The organism is Streptomyces flavovariabilis (assembly GCF_000725785.1).
In the GTDB taxonomy this organism is placed as follows: domain Bacteria; phylum Actinomycetota; class Actinomycetes; order Streptomycetales; family Streptomycetaceae; genus Streptomyces; species Streptomyces hawaiiensis.
Genome location: NZ_JNXD01000006.1, coordinates 120469 through 135595, shown reverse-complemented (window position 1 = coordinate 135595; position 15127 = coordinate 120469). Strand labels below are relative to the sequence as shown.

The window sequence follows — 15127 nt, the reverse complement described above, 5'->3', positions numbered from 1 at the left end:
CTCACTTCAGCCTGCTCGAGGCGAGGATGGACACGAGGTGCAGCAGGGTCTGCACCAGCGCGATGCCGGCCAGCACCGCGACGCCGAGCCGGGAGAAGAACAGGTCGCCGCGGACCTGGTCGACGATCGCCAGCACGAGGATCAGCAGGGTCGCCTCGATGCCGAGGATCAGCCGGTGGAAGTTCAGGGCGGCGGCGGCCTTGCGGGCCAGGGCCATGCCGGAGGAGCGCATCTCGGCGGCGGCCTCCTTGACGGGAGGCTTCCCGGCCTGGTGGCGGGCGACGCCCACGAGGTCGGTCTCGGCCTTGATGAGGATGGCGCCGAGGGCGGCAAGGGTGCCGAGGAAGGCCCACAGCCAGTCGATACGGCCGCTGCCCCACGGGTCGGCGGCGCGCAGGCCGAAGCCGACGAGCACGGCGGCGTCGGTGAGGTAGGCGCCGACCCGGTCCAGGTAGACGCCGTTGAGGGAGTACTGCTTCTTCCAGCGCGCGATCTCGCCGTCGACGCAGTCCAGCAGCAGGTACAGCTGGACCATGACCACGCCGAGCACGGCGCCCGCGATCCCCGGCACGAGCAGTGCCGGGGCCGCGAGCACACCGAAGACGGTCATCAGGTAGGTGAGCTGGTTGGGCGTGACCCTGGTGTTCACCAGGTAGCGGTCGACCCGCAGGGACACCTCACGCATGTAGAGGCGTCCCATCCAGTGCTCACCGCTGCGCCGGTCCTTCACCCCTGGGGGGTGAACGACGGGGCGGAGTTCAGCTACCGATGGCCTTGACATAGTCGGCGTAGGTGTCCTTGATCTGTTCGGTGTTCAGGTCGAGGTGTTCGAGGATGGTGTAGCGGCCGGGGCGGGTCTCCGGGGCGAACTCGACGGCCTTGACGAACTCGTCCGTGGTGAAGCCGATCTCGTCGGGCAGCACGGGCAGGCCGTGCCGGCGCAGCACCTCGGCCATGTACGCCGACTGCTCGTGCGCCCCGCGCAGCCACATCGCGAAGGCCGCGCCGAGTCCGCACTGCTCGCCGTGGGCGGCGGCCCGCTTCGGGTAGAGCAGGTCGAAGGCGTGGTTGATCTCGTGGCACGCCCCGGAGGACGGCCGTGAGTCGCCCGACACCGACATGGCGATGCCGCTGAGGACCAGCGCCTCGGCGAGCACCTGGAGGAAGTCGTTGTCCCCGATGCCGCCGGGGTGCCGCAGCACGGCCTCGCCGGCCTGGCGGGCCATGGCCGCGGCGAGGCCGTCGATCCGTTCGCCCTTGACGCGGTTGGCCAGCTCCCAGTCCGCGATCGCGGAGATGTTGGAGACGGCGTCGCCGATGCCGGCACGGACGTACCGGACCGGGGCCTCACGGATGACGTCCAGGTCGATGACGACCGCGATGGGGTTCGGCACACCGTAGGAGCCGCGGCCCGCGTCGTTGTCGAGGGTGGCGACCGGCGAGCACAGGCCGTCGTGCGCGAGGTTCGTCGGGACGGCGACCAGGGGCAGGCCGACGCGTGCCGCGGCGAACTTGGCGCAGTCGATGATCTTGCCGCCGCCGAGGCCGACGACCGCGTCGAAGTGGCCGGCCTTTATGTCGCTCGCCAGCCGGACCGCGTCGTCGAGGGTGCCGCCGCCGACCTCGTACCAGGTGGCGCCGGGCATGCTCGGCGAGATGCGCTCGCGCAGCCTGGCGCCGGAGCCGCCGCTGACGGCGACGGCGAGGCGGCCGGAGTGCGAGATGCGCTCGTCGGCGAGGACGCACGCCAGGTCGTCGAGGGCACCCGGGCGGATGTCGACGACGAGCGGTGAGGGGATGAGCCGGGTCAGTACTGGCACGCGATCTCCCGTCCGCGGGCGAGATCGTCGTGATTGTCGATCTCCACCCACTTGACGTCGCCGATCGGCGCCACGTCGATGCGGAAGCCGCGGTTGACCAGCTCCTGGTAGCCGTGCTCGTAGAACTGCTGCGGGTCGGTCTCCCACACGGCCTTCAGCGCGTCGGCCAGCTCGGGGGCGGCGTCGCCCTCGATCAGCGTGACGCCGATGTACTCGCCGGTGGCCTCGGCGGGGTCCATCAGCTTGGTGATCTTCGTCATGCCCTTGGCGGGGTCGACGACGACCTTCATCTCCTCGTCGGCCAGGTCCTTCACCGTGTCCAGGGCGAGGATGATCCTCTTGCCGTCGCCGCGGGCGGCTAGCAGCGTCTTCTCGACGGAGACCGGGTGGACGGTGTCGCCGTTGGCGAGGATCACCCCGTCCTTGAGGGCGTCACGCCCGCACCACAGGGAGTAGGCGTTGTTCCACTCCTCGGCCTTGTCGTTGTCGATGAGGGTGAGCTTGAGGCCGTACTTCTGCTCGAGGGCTTCCTTGCGCGCGTACACGGCCTCCTTGCGGTAGCCGACGATGATCGCGACCTCGGTGAGCCCGATCTCGGCGAAGTTGCCGAGGGTCAGGTCGAGAACCGTGGGTTCGCCTTCTATGCCCGCGGGGCCCACCGGCACCAGCGCCTTGGGAAGGCTGTCGGTGTAGGGGCGCAGACGCCGTCCGGCGCCGGCCGCGAGCACGAGGCCGATCATGCGGTTTCTCCTTCATCGTGTACGGCGGGTGCGCCGCCCTGGTGGGCGGCGACCCAGAAGCGGATGCTCTCGACGAGCACCACCAGGGCCACGGCCACGGCCAGTGCCGTGAGCGCGACCGTGAACTGCGAGGCGGTGAGCAGCGCGGCGAGGACGGTGACGAGCAGCGTCCGCCCTTCGTGCCCCCCGATGGAGCGCACCAGCCAGGCCGGGGGCGCTCCGGCGTCGCCGCGGATGCGGTAGACCGTGTCGTAGTGATGGTAGGCGACCGCGGCCACCAGCCCGAAAGCCGCAGGAAGGGCTCCGTTCACGTCCGCTTTCGCCGCCAGGACCAGGACGGTGCCGTACTCGGCGGCGCGCAGGAACGGGGGGACCAGCCAGTCGAGCGCGCCCTTGAGGGGGCGGGCGACGGCGAGGCCGGAGGTGAGGGCGTAGGCGAGGGCCGCGACGATCGGCCAGGGGCCTGCGAAGTCCGTCAGCGCCGCGGTGAGGACGACGGCGAGGCCGCCGAGCAGGGCGACGACGGGCGCGGTGAAGCCCGGCAGCTTGCGGGCCGCCTTCTTGAGCGCCTCCGCGAGGCCCTGCGCGAGCGGGCCGCTGTCCGCGAGGTCGGCCAGGGCGCCTGCCGCCCGGTCGGTCCGCTCCGCCCTGCGCGTCAGGGAGCGCAGCACCCGGCCCGCCGTGGTGTACGTCGCGGCGAAGGCGCAGCCGATGAGCAGCGCATAGAGGGTGATGCGGGGAGTCGTGGCCGCCGTCAGGACCGCGATCATCGCCCAGCGCTCGCCGATGGGCAGCACGATCATCCGCCGTACCCAGACCGTCCAGCCGACGCTGTCGAGCTTGTCGGAGAGCGCGGCGGTGGGGCTGGTGTTGGCGGTGGCGTCGTGGTTGGCCTCGTTGAAGGAGAAGTCCACGACGTGCCGGCAGGTCTGCAGGACCATCGCGCCGAGGGCCAGGGCCCATACATCGTCATGGCCGCCGCTTCGGGCGGCTCCTAGCGCGAGGCCGGCGTAGTAGGCGTACTCCTTGGCCCGGTCGAAGGTGGCGTCCAGCCAGGCGCCGAGCGTGGAGTACTGCAGGGAGTAGCGGGCGAGCTGGCCGTCGGTGCAGTCCAGTACGAAGGACGCGATCAGCAGGACGCCGGCCGCGACGAAGCCGCCGCGGGTGCCGGTGGCCGCGCAGGCCGCCGCTATGAGGGCGGTGAGCAGGGAGGCGGTGGTGACCTGGTTCGGGGTCAGGCCGCGGCGGGCGCACCAGCGGGCGATGTAGCGGGAGTACGGGCTGATGCAGTAGGTGGTGAAGAAGCCGTCGCGGGACTTCACCGCCGACTTCAGGCGTACGGCCTCGTCGTCCACGTCCGCCACCGCCTGCCGGGCCTCGTTGCGGGCCTGCGGGTCGGCGGGGACGGCGGCGACGAGGCTGCCCAGCTCGGGGCGGTGCACGTCGGTGCCGTCGGTGTCGAGGGCGCTGAGGATGCGGTCGGCGAGACTGTCGACCAGCGTGGTGCCGCCGCCGGCGGAGTTCTCGCGGGCCATGGCCCGGGTGAGGGCCTGGCGGCCGGCGGGCTGGGCGGTGACGGCGCCGGGGATCGCGGCGAGCGGGAAACGGGGGTCGGTGAGACCAAGGCGCAGCGCGTGCACGTGCCCCACGAACCGGGCGTCGACCAGGGCGACCCGTTCGTCGCCCGGTACCTCGGCGAGGAGGGTCTCGGCCTCGGCGGCGTCGGTCGCGATCCGGAGGTCGAACCCGAGGGACCGCAGGTCGGCCTCGATCGACGATCCGGGGACCGGCTGGCCGGTGAGGATGGCGGTCGACAACCGAATTCACTCCCTGCGTACCGACGCGTCCGCGCCAGTGATGTACATGGTGGGGGCGCCCTCTCCGGTGGCTCCCGGGCGGCATGTCGGCAGAGGCTATCGGATGCCGGGAAGGCCACGTTCACCGCCCGTTGGGCAGCTGGATCGACGTGGTTCGCGCAAGCCCTTGCCGCGATCATCATCGGGGATCCCGGGCCCGGCCCACAAACCGTGCCCCCCTAAGCGGACATCGGGGACATTGCACAGGCATGCCGGGTGGCCGCATAGGGTGGGCGACCATGACTTGGCTGATCACCGGCGGTGCCGGCTATATCGGAGCACATGTGGCCAGGGCCATGACCGAGGCCGGGGAGCGCGTCCTCGCCCTGGACGACCTCTCGGCCGGGGTGCCCGCCCGGCTCCCGGCCGAGGTCCCGCTCGTGCGGGGCTCCTCGCTGGACGGGGAGCTGCTGAAGCGGGTCTTCGCCGAGCACGGTGTGACGGGTGTGGTGCATCTCGCGGCGCGCAAGCAGGTCGCCGAGTCCGTCGCGCAGCCGACGCGGTACTACCGGGAGAACGTCGGCGGCCTGGTGACCCTGCTGGACGCGGTCGCCGGGGCCGGGATCGAGCGCTTCGTGTTCTCCTCGTCGGCCGCCGTCTACGGCGACCCGGGTGCGGACCTCATCACGGAGGACACCCCGTGCGCGCCGGTGAACCCGTACGGCGAGACCAAGCTCGCCGGGGAGTGGCTGGTGCGGGCGGCGGGACAGGCACACGGGATCTCCACCGTGTGTCTGCGTTATTTCAACGTGGCGGGTGCGGCCGCGCCGGAGCTGGCGGACACGGGTGTCTTCAACATCGTCCCGATGGTCTTCGACCGGCTGACGCGTGACGAGGCGCCCCGGATCTTCGGCGACGACTACCCGACCCCGGACGGCACCTGCGTCCGTGACTACATTCACGTCGCCGACCTGGCCGAGGCCCATCTGGCGGCGGCACGGCGGCTGGCCGTGGGCGGCGGCACGGGCGACCTGACGGTCAACATCGGCCGCGGCGAGGGCGTCTCGGTCCGCGAACTCATCACGGTCATCGGCGAGGTCACCGGCGACCTCCGGCCACCCCTCGTCGAGGGTCGCCGTCCCGGCGACGCCCCACGGGCGGTGGCCTCGGCCGCCCGGGCAGCCGCGGAGCTCGGCTGGACGGCCCGGCGCACCGTCCACGAGATGACCGAGTCGGCCTGGCGCGGCTGGCAGTTGCACCACGGCTCCTGACCTCCTGGAGGCATCCTGACCTGCACGTCGTTTCCGCAGGTCAGGGCACATGACAACGGTGTTCAGTGCCGCGTTGCACATACCCCCACCCCGTAGTTCACTGGGGTGCCCGAGCACGATCAGGCGGACACAGGGAGGCTGACTTCTCATGGGGGCTGGGCACGATCACGGGCACGCGCACGGCGCGGCGGCCGGCGGTACGGCGACCTCGGCGTACCGCGGCAGGCTGCGCATCGCGCTGGCGATCACGCTCGGTATCGTGGTCGTGCAGATCGTCGGCGGTGCCCTCGCCAACTCGCTCGCGCTCGTCGCGGACTCGGCGCACATGGCGACGGACGCCCTGGGCCTCGGCATGGCGCTGCTGGCGATCCACTTCGCGAACCGCCCGCCCAGCGAGCGGGCCACCTTCGGCTACGCCCGGGCCGAGATCCTCGCCGCCCTGGCCAACTGCCTGCTGCTGCTCGGGGCCGGCGGGTACGTCGTGTACGAGTCGGTCCAGCGCTTCATCACGCCGGCTCAGACCGAGGGCCGGCTGGCTCTGCTGTTCGGTGTGATCGGCCTGGTCGCCAACCTGGTGTCGCTGTCGCTGCTGATGCGCGGGCAGAAGGAGAGCCTGAACGTGCGCGGCGCGTTCCTGGAGGTCGCGGCCGACGCCCTCGGTTCGGTCACGGTGATCGTCTCGTCCGTGGTGATCATGCTCACGGGCTGGCAGCCCGCCGACCCGATCGCCTCGCTCGTCATCGCGCTGATGATCGCGCCCCGGACGTGGAAGCTGCTCAGCGAGACGCTCTCCGTGCTGCTGGAGGCCGCCCCCAAGGGCGTCGACATGGCGGAGGTGCGGTCGCACATACTCGCCACGGACGGAGTGGAGGACGTTCACGACCTGCACGCCTGGACGATCACCTCCGGCATGCCGGTGCTGTCGGCGCACGTCGTCGTCAGCTCGGAGATCCTGAACGCAATAGGCCACGAGAAGATGCTCCACGAGCTCCAGGGCTGCCTCGGCGACCACTTCGACGTGGAGCACTGCACCTTCCAGCTGGAGCCGAGCGGGCACGCGGAGCACGAGGCGCGGCTCTGTCACTGACCCGGTGGTGCCCGGGACGTGAGAGACAGGCAGGGGCGCACTCCGCTACGAGTGCGCCGGGGAACGCAACCTTCCGCCACGCGCCCGCGTCCTGAGCCCCACAGCTCCGGCATGGACGATTTCCCGTCTGCCTGGCCGGGCACGATCACCTACCGGGTCCCTCTCCCGGCATCCGACCGGTGCCGGCCGCGGTCCGCGCCGCCGCACAGGACATGCGGGCGTACCGCGAAGTGCCGTGAGCGCCGGATTCGTACGGCAGACTTGGGACGCGAAGACCGATGTGAAGGATGGGTATGCCGATCACACCTGCCACCGCGACGCACACCCCGTCGAACGGCACCGCAGACGCGATTTTGCTGGAACTGGTCGACGAGGACGGCGTGACGATCGGCACCGCGGAGAAGCTCGCCGCCCACCAGCCGCCCGGACAGCTGCACCGCGCGTTCTCCGTGTTCCTCTTCGACGAGTACGGCCGGCTGCTGCTCCAGCAGCGCGCGCTGGGCAAGTACCACTCCCCCGGTGTGTGGTCCAACACGTGCTGCGGCCACCCCTACCCCGGCGAGGCGCCCTTCGCGGCGGCGGCGCGGCGCACGTTCGAGGAGCTCGGCGCCTCCCCGTCCCTGCTGGCCGAGGCGGGCACGGTCCGCTACAACCACCCGGACCCGGAGTCGGGTCTGGTGGAGCAGGAGTACAACCACCTCTTCGTCGGCATGGTCCAGGCCGTGGTGCGGCCGGACCAGGAGGAGGTGGCGTCGACGGTGTTCGTGACCCCGCCGGAGCTGGCGGAGCGGCATGCCAAGGACCCCTTCTCGTCCTGGTTCATGACCGTCCTGGACGCGGCCCGGCCGGCGATCAGGGAGCTGACGGGCCCGTCGGCCGGTTGGTGACCGGGGCCCCGGCGAGGGGCCTCAGGCGAAGCGCGCGGGTTTGAGCGGCAGGGCGGCCCAGATCACCTTGCCGCCGCTCGCCGTGTACTCGACCTCGCACAGACCGCCCGCCTCCCGGGTGATCTCGCGCACCAGGAGCAGTCCGCGCCCACCGGTCCGGCCGTGGTCGGTCTCCAGGGCGGTGGGCCGGTACGGGTGGTTGTCCTCCACGGACACCCGGAGCCACTCGGCACCGACGGCCAGCTCGACGGCGACCGTCGGCGACAGCACCGCCGCGTGCTTCACCGCGTTGGTCACCAGTTCCGAGACGATCAGCAGCAGTCCCTGGGCCAGGTCGTCGGAGACCGGTACCCCCTGACGCAGCAGCAGGTCCCGCACGGCGTGTCGTGCCTGGGGGACGGAGGCGTCGACCGCCGGTGCGGTGAACCGCCAGACCCCTTCGTACGGCAGCGGATCCGCGGGCCCGGGGTTGAGGGGCGCCGCGCCGCCCTCTGGGCGCGGGCCGAACCCACGCCCGTCGTTGTCCATCGTCCGGTCGCCACCCTCGCGCTCGATTGTCACCACACCTCGAGTGTTGGTAACGATGCGCCTCGCCCCCCGGGACTGAACAGAAGTCAGCAAGTATCGAGCACTTCTGACCGTTGGCGTATGACACGGTCAGTTGTGGGACTGGTCCTGTCCCTGTTGTGCCATCTCGGCGAACTATTCGGGTTGTACGGGTTTGGCATCCGGATAGCATCCGGCGCATGGAGCCCCAGCTGCAGCACCGCGTGACCGACTCGGTCGCGACGGTCGTCATCCGCCATCCCGAGAAGCGCAACGCCATGACGGCCGCGATGTGGCGGTCTCTTCCCCCACTGCTGGACGAGCTCGCGGGGGCTCCGGCCGTGCGGGCGCTGGTGCTGACCGGTGAGGGCGGCACGTTCTGCGCCGGGGCCGACATCTCTACGCTGCAGGGCTCGCCCGAGGAGGCGCAGGGGCTGGCGGTGCGGGCCGAGGAGGCGCTGGCCGCGTTCCCGAAGCCGACGCTGGCCGCGATCCGGGGGCACTGTGTGGGCGGCGGGGCGCAACTGGCGGCGGCCTGTGATCTGCGGTTCGCCGAGGAGGGGGCGCTGTTCGGCGTGACGCCCGCGAAGCTCGGCATCGTGTACCCGGCGTCCTCGACCAGGCGGCTGGTGTCCCTGGTCGGGCCGGCCACCGCCAAGTACCTGCTGTTCTCCGGCGAGCTGGTCGACGCGCAGCGGGCGCTGCGCACCGGACTGGTGGACGAGGTGCTGTCCGAGGGTGAACTCGGCAAGCGGGTCGCCGAGTTCACCCGGGTCCTGGCGTCCCGTTCGCAGCTGACGCAGGCGGCGGCCAAGGAGTTCGCGGACGGGCGTACCGACCGGGACGCGCACTGGGCCGGGCAGGCGCGCGGGAGCGGCGACACCGCGGAGGGTGTCGCCGCGTTCCTGGAGCGCCGGCAGCCGCGGTTCGGCTGGAGCGTGCCTGCGTCAGGATGACGCGGGAGCGCGCGCGGACCGGTTCGGCCAGGTGCGCGGGGGTCTTCTCCGAGCGATCCGGCGCCGCAGGGCGGCTGCGGGCGTGGTGCTCGGCGGCCGGGGACTCCGGACACGGCCACGGAGGACATACCAAGCGGTTGGTAACCTGCCGGGCATGACAACTGCCGCCCTGGAGCCGCGCGCCGGCCGACGCTGCCACAACATACTCAACTCCCTGCACGCGACGCACTACTTCTCGCCCGATCTCGGGCGGGAGCTGGGCACCGTCGGGATCACCGACCCGCGTGCCGTGAACTTCGCCGTGCGGGCCGCCGCCCTCGGACCGGTCGGCGCCGGAACCGTGACGGCGACCTTCTACAACTACAAGTACGAGCTCGTGGCCCGGCACGTGCCCGCGGTGTGGGAGACCGCCGCACCCGCGCAGGTCCTGGCGGCGCGCGCGCGTGCGGTCGACGCGACCCTGCGCCGCCTGCTCGGCGCGGAGACCCTGGCATCGGCGGAGATGGCCGAGGCCGCGCGGCTCGCGCTGAACGCAGCCGAGGCCTGCTCGCGCGAAGCGCGTCCGCTGTACGCCGCCCACGCCGATCTGCCCGTCCCCGAGGAGCCGCACCTCGCCTACTGGCACGCGGCGACCCTGCTGCGCGAGCACCGGGGTGACGGGCACCTGGCCGTCCTGATGTCCGCGGGTCTCGACGGGCTGGAAGCGATGGTGACCCACACGGCGACGGGCAAGGGGACGAACCCGAAGTGGATCTTGAGCACCCGGGGGTGGAGCCAGGGTGAGTGGGACGCGGCCACGGACCGGCTGCGGGAGCGCGGGCTGCTGACGGCGTCCGGCGACCTCACCGAGCAGGGCGTCGCCCTGCGCCGGGAGATCGAGCACGAGACGGACCGCCTGGACCGCGCCCCGTACGAGCACCTGGGCCCCCAGGGCGTGGCCCGGCTGACCGAGCTGGGCGGCGTGTTCGCGCACGCGGCGCTCGTGGCCGGAGCGTTCCCGGCGGACCTGATCGGCAAGGGTGACGCATAGTGACGCGTCTATGAGGTACCCGCTCTCCACCGGCCGGCGCGGCCGGGAGTGAGAAAGGGGAATTCCGTGTTCCGTGCTATCGCAGACGTGCTGCGCCAGATCGGCGGGGCCATCGCCACCGTCGTGACGCTGCCCTTCCGGGCGCTCGCCCGGCTCTTCGGTGGAGCCTCGTCCTCCACCCGCAGCCGCAGGGCCTGACCGGGATTCCCGCCTTCCTGGTGCTGCCTGATCCCGAGTGTCCGTGTCACCTGCCACAATTGCCGCGCAACCTCAGTGGAGAAGGCGGTACGGGATCGTGACGACACCCGGGTCCAACGGGTCCATCAGCGTAGGGTCCATCGAAGGCAGGATCGCCGAGGAACTCGGCGTACGGGAGCGGCAGGTCAGGGCCGCCGTGGAACTGCTCGACGGCGGTTCTACGGTGCCCTTCATCGCCCGCTACCGCAAGGAAGCGACCGAGATGCTCGACGACGCGCAGTTGCGCACCGTCGAGGAGCGGCTTCGCTATCTGCGGGAGCTGGAGGAGCGGCGGACGGCGATCCTGGAGTCCGTGCGTGAGCAGGGCAAGCTCACCGCGGAACTGGAGGCGAGCATCCGGGGCGCCGAGACGAAGGCGCGCCTGGAGGACATCTACCTCCCGTACAAGCCCAAGCGGCGCACCAAGGCACAGATCGCCCGCGAGGCCGGTCTGGAGCCGCTGGCGGAGGGGCTTCTCGGCGATCCGGCCGTCGAGCCCCTCGCCGCGGCCGCCGCGTTCGTCGACGCCGACAAGGGCGTGGCCGATCCGCAGGCCGCCCTCGACGGCGCCCGGGCCATCCTGACCGAGCGGTTCTCGGAGGACGCCGACCTGATCGGCGAGCTGCGCGAGCGCATGTGGGTGCGCGGGCGGCTGGCCGCCAAGGTGCGCGACGGCAAGGAGGAGGCGGGGGCGAAGTTCGCCGACTACTTCGACTTCGCCGAGCCGTTCACCGAGCTGCCCTCGCACCGCATCCTCGCGATGCTGCGCGGCGAGAAGGAGGAGGTCCTCGACCTCGTCCTGGAGCCCGAGGAGCAGACGGACGGCCCCTCCTCGTACGAGGGGATCGTCGCCCACAAGTTCGGGATCGCCGACCGGGGCCGCCCCGGCGACAAGTGGCTGAAGGACACGGTCCGCTGGGCGTGGCGCACCCGCATCCTCGTCCACCTCGGCATCGACCTGAGGCTGCGGCTGCGCACGGCCGCAGAGGACGAGGCGGTGCGGGTCTTCGCGGCGAACCTGCGCGACCTGCTGCTCGCCGCGCCCGCGGGCACCCGCGCGACGCTCGGCCTGGACCCCGGTTTCCGTACGGGTGTGAAGGTCGCCGTGGTCGACGCGACCGGCAAGGTCGTCGCCACGGACGTCATCCACCCGCACGTCCCGGCCAACCGGTGGGACGAGGCGATCGCCAAGCTGGCCCGGCTCGCGAAGGAGCACGCGGTCGAGCTGGTCGCCATCGGCAACGGCACGGCGTCCCGCGAGACCGACAAACTCGCCGGGGAACTGATCACCAAGCACCCGGAGCTGAATCTCACGAAGGTGATGGTGTCCGAGGCCGGCGCGTCCGTGTACTCGGCGTCCGCCTTCGCCTCGCAGGAGCTGCCCGACATGGACGTGTCGCTGCGCGGCGCCGTGTCGATCGCCCGCCGCCTCCAGGACCCGCTGGCCGAGCTGGTGAAGATCGACCCGAAATCGATCGGCGTCGGCCAGTACCAGCACGACCTGTCCGAGGTGAAGCTGTCGCGTTCGCTGGACGCGGTGGTGGAGGACTGTGTGAACGGCGTGGGCGTGGACGTCAACACGGCGTCCGCCCCGCTGCTCGCCCGGGTCTCCGGCATCACCTCCGGGCTCGCCGAGAACATCGTGGCGCACCGGGACCAGAACGGGCCGTTCAAGGCCCGCGGTGAGCTGAAGAAGGTGACGCGGCTCGGCCCGAAGGCGTACGAGCAGTGCGCGGGCTTCCTGCGGATCCGCGGCGGTGACGACCCGCTGGACGCGTCGAGCGTGCACCCCGAGGCGTACCCGGTGGTCCGGCGCATGGTGAAGACCGCCGGGCAGGAGGTCGCGTCACTCGTCGGCAACACGGGGGTGCTGCGCTCGCTGAGGCCGCAGGACTTCGTGGACGAGACGTTCGGTCTGCCGACGGTCACCGACATCCTCAAGGAGCTCGAGAAGCCCGGCCGCGACCCGCGCCCGGCCTTCAAGACGGCCGCCTTCAAGGACGGTGTGGAGAAGATCTCCGACCTGTCGTCCGGGATGGTCCTGGAGGGCGTCGTGACGAACGTCGCCGCGTTCGGCGCGTTCGTGGACGTCGGTGTCCACCAGGACGGTCTGGTGCACGTCTCCGCGATGTCGAAGACGTTCGTCAAGGACCCGCGGGACGTGGTGAAGCCCGGGGACATCGTCAAGGTGAAGGTCCTCGACGTCGACATCCCGCGCAAGCGGATCTCGCTGACGCTGCGCCTGGAGGACGAAGCGGCTGCTTCGCAGGGCCAGGGCGGGGGCTCCAGTGAGCGCCGGCAGCGGGGTGGGCGTCCGCCGCAGCAGCGGCAGGGTGGGCGTGGTGGCCGTGGCGGTGGTGGCGGTTCGCGTCAGGCGCCGCCGCCCGCCAACAGCGCGATGGCCGATGCGCTGCGCCGCGCGGGGCTGGCGGATCCCAAGGGCGGCAAGCGCTGACTGTTCCGTCGGGGAGACCGTGGGGAGCTGCGGGCCCGTTGTGGCTGGTCGCGCAGTTCCCCGCGCCCCTGGGAAAGAGGCGCTTCGCGCCCTTTCCGTTCTAGGGTTGCTGAATGCGTGCCATCACCTGGGAAGTGTCCGGGAGCCATGGGTTCGAGACCGCCTGGGTCCAGCTCGCAGAACGCGTGCTGCGGGCGCGCGGGAGGGCCGTCGGTACCGTTCCGGAGCCGTACTGGATCTCGTACGAGCTGGAGACCGCAGAAGGATTCGTGACCAAGCGGTTGACTGTCACGGCGGAGGCCGAGGCCGGGACCCGCGCGCTCGATCTGCTCCACGACGGTGAGGGCGGCTGGACCGCCAACGGCGAGCCGCTCCCGGACGTCGACGGGGCACTGGACTGTGATCTCGGCCTGTGCCCGCTCACCAACACCATGCCGGTGCTCCGGCACGGGCTGCACCGGGCGCCCGGCGAGCGGCAGTTCCTCATGACCTGGGTGTCGGTGCCGGACCTGACGGTGCGGCCGTCCCCGCAGACGTACAGGCATCTGGGACCCGGGCGCGTCCGCTACTCCTCCGGCGACTTCCGCAGCGACCTGGAGTTCGACGAGGAGGGGTACGTCGTCGACTACCCCCGGCTGGCCTCGCGCCTGACCGGCCGTTAGCGCTCGGTCACCTTGCCGTCCGCCACCTCCAGGCGGCGTGTGACGTGTACCGCGTCCAGCATGCGGCGGTCGTGGGTGACCAGCAGGAGCGTGCCCTCGTAGGCGTCGAGGGCGGACTCCAGCTGCTCGATGGCCGGCAGGTCGAGGTGGTTGGTCGGCTCGTCGAGGACCAGGAGGTTGACGCCCCGGCCCTGGAGCAGCGCCAGGGCGGCCCGGGTGCGCTCGCCCGGGGAGAGACCCGCCGCGGGGCGCAGGACGTGGTCCCTCTTGAGGCCGAACTTGGCCAGCAGGGTGCGGATCTCGGCCGGTTCGGTGTCCGGGACGGCCGGGCGGAAGGCGTCGAGCAGGGACTCCTCGCCGTGGAACAGCTTGCGGGCCTGGTCGACCTCGCCGAGCTGGACGCCCGAGCCGAGCGCGGCGTGCCCGGCGTCCAGCGGGACACGGCCGAGGAGGGCGGCGAGCAGCGTGGACTTGCCTGCGCCGTTCGCGCCGGTCACCGCCACCCGGTCCGCCCAGTCGATCTGCAGGGACACCGGGCCGAGGACGAAGCCGCCGCGGCGCACCTCGGCGTCCCGCAGGGTCGCGACGACGGCGCCCGAGCGTGGGGCCGACGCGATCTCCATGCGCAGGTCCCACTCCTTGCGGGGCTCCTCGACGACGTCCAGTCGCTCGATCATGCGCTGGGTCTGGCGGGCCTTCGCGGCCTGCTTCTCGCTGGCCTCGCTGCGGAACTTGCGGCCGATCTTGTCGTTGTCGTTGCCCGCCTTGCGGCGCGCGTTCTTCACGCCCTTGTCCATCCAGGAGCGCTGCGTCTGGGCCCGGTCCTGGAGGGCCGCCTTCTTGTCGGCGTACTCCTCGAACTCGTCGCGGGCGTGCCGGCGGGCGACCTCCCGCTCCTCCAGGTAGGCCTCGTAACCGCCCCCGAAGAGGTTGATCTGCCGCTGGGCGAGGTCGAGTTCGAGGACCTTGGTGACCGTGCGGGTGAGGAACTCGCGGTCGTGGCTGACGACCACCGTCCCGGCGCGCAGGCCGGCCACGAAGCGTTCGAGGCGCTCCAGGCCGTCCAGGTCGAGGTCGTTGGTCGGCTCGTCCAGGAGGAAGACGTCGTAGCGGGACAGCAGCAGGGAGGCGAGGCCGGCCCGGGCCGCCTGGCCGCCGGACAGGGACGTCATCGGCTGGTCCAGGTCGACCGCGAGGCCGAGGGAGTCGGCGACCTCCTCGGCGCGTTCGTCGAGGTCCGCGCCGCCGAGGCCGAGCCAGCGCTCCAGGCTCGTGGCGTAGGCGTCGTCGGCGCCGGGTGCCCCGTCGACCAGGGCCTGGGTCGCCTCGTCCATGGTGCGCTGGGCCTCGGTGACGCCGGTGCGGCGGGCCAGGAACGCCCGTACGGTCTCGCCGGGCCGGCGGTCCGGCTCCTGCGGGAGGTGTCCGACGGTGGCGGCCGGCGGGGACAGGCGCACTTCGCCCTGCTCGGGTGCGGTGAGTCCCGCGAGCATCCGGAGCAGGGTGGACTTGCCCGCCCCGTTGGCCCCGACCAGGCCGATCACGTCGCCGGGCGCGACGACGAGGTCGAGTTCGGTGAACAGGGGGCGGTCGCCGTGGCCGGCGGCGAGGTTCTTGGCGACGAGGGTGGCAGTCATCAG

Annotated in this window: 14 protein-coding genes; 8 read left to right on the top strand and 6 right to left on the bottom strand. The window is 71.7% G+C overall.

The annotated features are described in order from the left end of the window. Position 1: 1 nt before the first annotated feature. From IO24_RS0112810 to IO24_RS0112795, 4 genes are read right to left on the bottom strand one after another with little or no spacing between them, the layout of a single operon-like run. Positions 2-781 carry a CDP-alcohol phosphatidyltransferase family protein gene (locus IO24_RS0112810; protein ID WP_078899270.1) on the bottom strand — a complete coding sequence of 260 codons (780 nt, stop codon included), beginning with the start codon at positions 779-781 and terminating at the stop codon, positions 2-4. Next, positions 759-1820 (bottom strand): iron-containing alcohol dehydrogenase family protein, encoded by a 1062-nt coding sequence (locus tag IO24_RS0112805; RefSeq protein WP_031135126.1) that lies wholly within the window; start codon positions 1818-1820, stop codon positions 759-761. Before IO24_RS0112805 ends, IO24_RS0112810 begins: the two co-directional genes overlap by 23 nt. Then, the gene (locus IO24_RS0112800; RefSeq protein WP_031135124.1) at positions 1808-2560 is read right to left on the bottom strand and encodes a phosphocholine cytidylyltransferase family protein; all 753 of its coding nucleotides are present in this window, start codon (positions 2558-2560) and stop codon (positions 1808-1810) included. Before IO24_RS0112800 ends, IO24_RS0112805 begins: the two co-directional genes overlap by 13 nt. Then, entirely contained in the window at positions 2557-4377 is a 1821-nt protein-coding gene (locus IO24_RS0112795; RefSeq protein WP_031135122.1) for a DUF5941 domain-containing protein, read from the bottom strand. Before IO24_RS0112795 ends, IO24_RS0112800 begins: the two co-directional genes overlap by 4 nt. Positions 4378-4655: 278 nt before the next feature. Here IO24_RS0112795 and galE point away from each other — a divergent pair, with 278 nt between their 5' ends. The 3 genes from galE to idi all read left to right on the top strand — a co-directional run bounded on the left by galE (position 4656) and on the right by idi (position 7601). Continuing rightward, positions 4656-5627 carry a UDP-glucose 4-epimerase GalE gene (gene galE, locus IO24_RS0112790; protein ID WP_031135121.1) on the top strand — a complete coding sequence of 324 codons (972 nt, stop codon included), beginning with the start codon at positions 4656-4658 and terminating at the stop codon, positions 5625-5627. A 148-nt stretch (positions 5628-5775) separates the two neighbouring features. Beyond that, positions 5776-6714 (top strand): cation diffusion facilitator family transporter, encoded by a 939-nt coding sequence (locus tag IO24_RS0112785; protein ID WP_031135119.1) that lies wholly within the window; start codon positions 5776-5778, stop codon positions 6712-6714. 293 nt (positions 6715-7007) lie between these two features. Then, positions 7008-7601, top strand: a complete 594-nt coding sequence (gene idi / locus IO24_RS0112780) for an isopentenyl-diphosphate Delta-isomerase (RefSeq protein ID WP_031135117.1) — start codon at positions 7008-7010, stop codon at positions 7599-7601. 21 nt (positions 7602-7622) lie between these two features. Here the strand turns inward: idi and IO24_RS0112775 are convergent, their stop codons facing one another. Beyond that, positions 7623-8129: an ATP-binding protein gene (locus tag IO24_RS0112775; protein WP_045296145.1), complete on the bottom strand. Its 507-nt coding sequence runs from the start codon at positions 8127-8129 to the stop codon at positions 7623-7625. Between the two features lie 218 nt (positions 8130-8347). On the opposite strand from IO24_RS0112775, the gene IO24_RS0112770 reads away from it, so the two are divergent. The 5 genes from IO24_RS0112770 (at position 8348) to IO24_RS0112750 (ending at position 13487) form a co-directional block, all read left to right on the top strand. Continuing rightward, entirely contained in the window at positions 8348-9103 is a 756-nt protein-coding gene (locus IO24_RS0112770; RefSeq protein WP_031135113.1) for an enoyl-CoA hydratase/isomerase family protein, read from the top strand. Positions 9104-9257: 154 nt separating this feature from the next. Further along, positions 9258-10133, top strand: a complete 876-nt coding sequence (locus IO24_RS0112765) for an SCO6745 family protein (RefSeq protein WP_031135111.1) — start codon at positions 9258-9260, stop codon at positions 10131-10133. 66 nt (positions 10134-10199) lie between these two features. Continuing rightward, entirely contained in the window at positions 10200-10331 is a 132-nt protein-coding gene (locus IO24_RS47140; protein WP_252100478.1) for an LPFR motif small protein, read from the top strand. 97 nt (positions 10332-10428) lie between these two features. Continuing rightward, on the top strand, positions 10429-12825 hold the full coding sequence (locus IO24_RS0112755) for a Tex family protein (RefSeq protein ID WP_031135110.1): 2397 nt from the start codon (positions 10429-10431) through the stop codon (positions 12823-12825). Positions 12826-12938: 113 nt separating this feature from the next. Next, on the top strand, positions 12939-13487 hold the full coding sequence (locus IO24_RS0112750; protein WP_031135109.1) for a putative glycolipid-binding domain-containing protein: 549 nt from the start codon (positions 12939-12941) through the stop codon (positions 13485-13487). Here the strand turns inward: IO24_RS0112750 and IO24_RS0112745 are convergent. Beyond that, entirely contained in the window at positions 13484-15124 is a 1641-nt protein-coding gene (locus IO24_RS0112745; protein WP_031135107.1) for an ABC-F family ATP-binding cassette domain-containing protein, read from the bottom strand. The genes IO24_RS0112750 and IO24_RS0112745 overlap by 4 nt on opposite strands. Positions 15125-15127: the final 3 nt, after the last annotated feature.

Excerpts from the sequence above, each read along its gene's own strand:
- idi (WP_031135117.1), top strand. The coding sequence starts at position 7,008 with ATGCCGATCACACCTGCCACCGCGACGCACACCCCGTCGAACGGCACC.
- IO24_RS0112775 (WP_045296145.1), bottom strand. The coding sequence starts at position 8,129 with ATGGACAACGACGGGCGTGGGTTCGGCCCGCGCCCAGAGGGCGGCGCG.
- IO24_RS0112765 (WP_031135111.1), top strand. The coding sequence starts at position 9,258 with ATGACAACTGCCGCCCTGGAGCCGCGCGCCGGCCGACGCTGCCACAAC.
- IO24_RS0112810 (WP_078899270.1), bottom strand. The coding sequence starts at position 781 with ATGTCAAGGCCATCGGTAGCTGAACTCCGCCCCGTCGTTCACCCCCCA.
- IO24_RS0112750 (WP_031135109.1), top strand. The coding sequence starts at position 12,939 with ATGCGTGCCATCACCTGGGAAGTGTCCGGGAGCCATGGGTTCGAGACC.
- IO24_RS0112800 (WP_031135124.1), bottom strand. The coding sequence starts at position 2,560 with ATGATCGGCCTCGTGCTCGCGGCCGGCGCCGGACGGCGTCTGCGCCCC.
- galE (WP_031135121.1), top strand. The coding sequence starts at position 4,656 with ATGACTTGGCTGATCACCGGCGGTGCCGGCTATATCGGAGCACATGTG.
- IO24_RS0112785 (WP_031135119.1), top strand. The coding sequence starts at position 5,776 with ATGGGGGCTGGGCACGATCACGGGCACGCGCACGGCGCGGCGGCCGGC.
- IO24_RS0112745 (WP_031135107.1), bottom strand. The coding sequence starts at position 15,124 with ATGACTGCCACCCTCGTCGCCAAGAACCTCGCCGCCGGCCACGGCGAC.
- IO24_RS0112770 (WP_031135113.1), top strand. The coding sequence starts at position 8,348 with ATGGAGCCCCAGCTGCAGCACCGCGTGACCGACTCGGTCGCGACGGTC.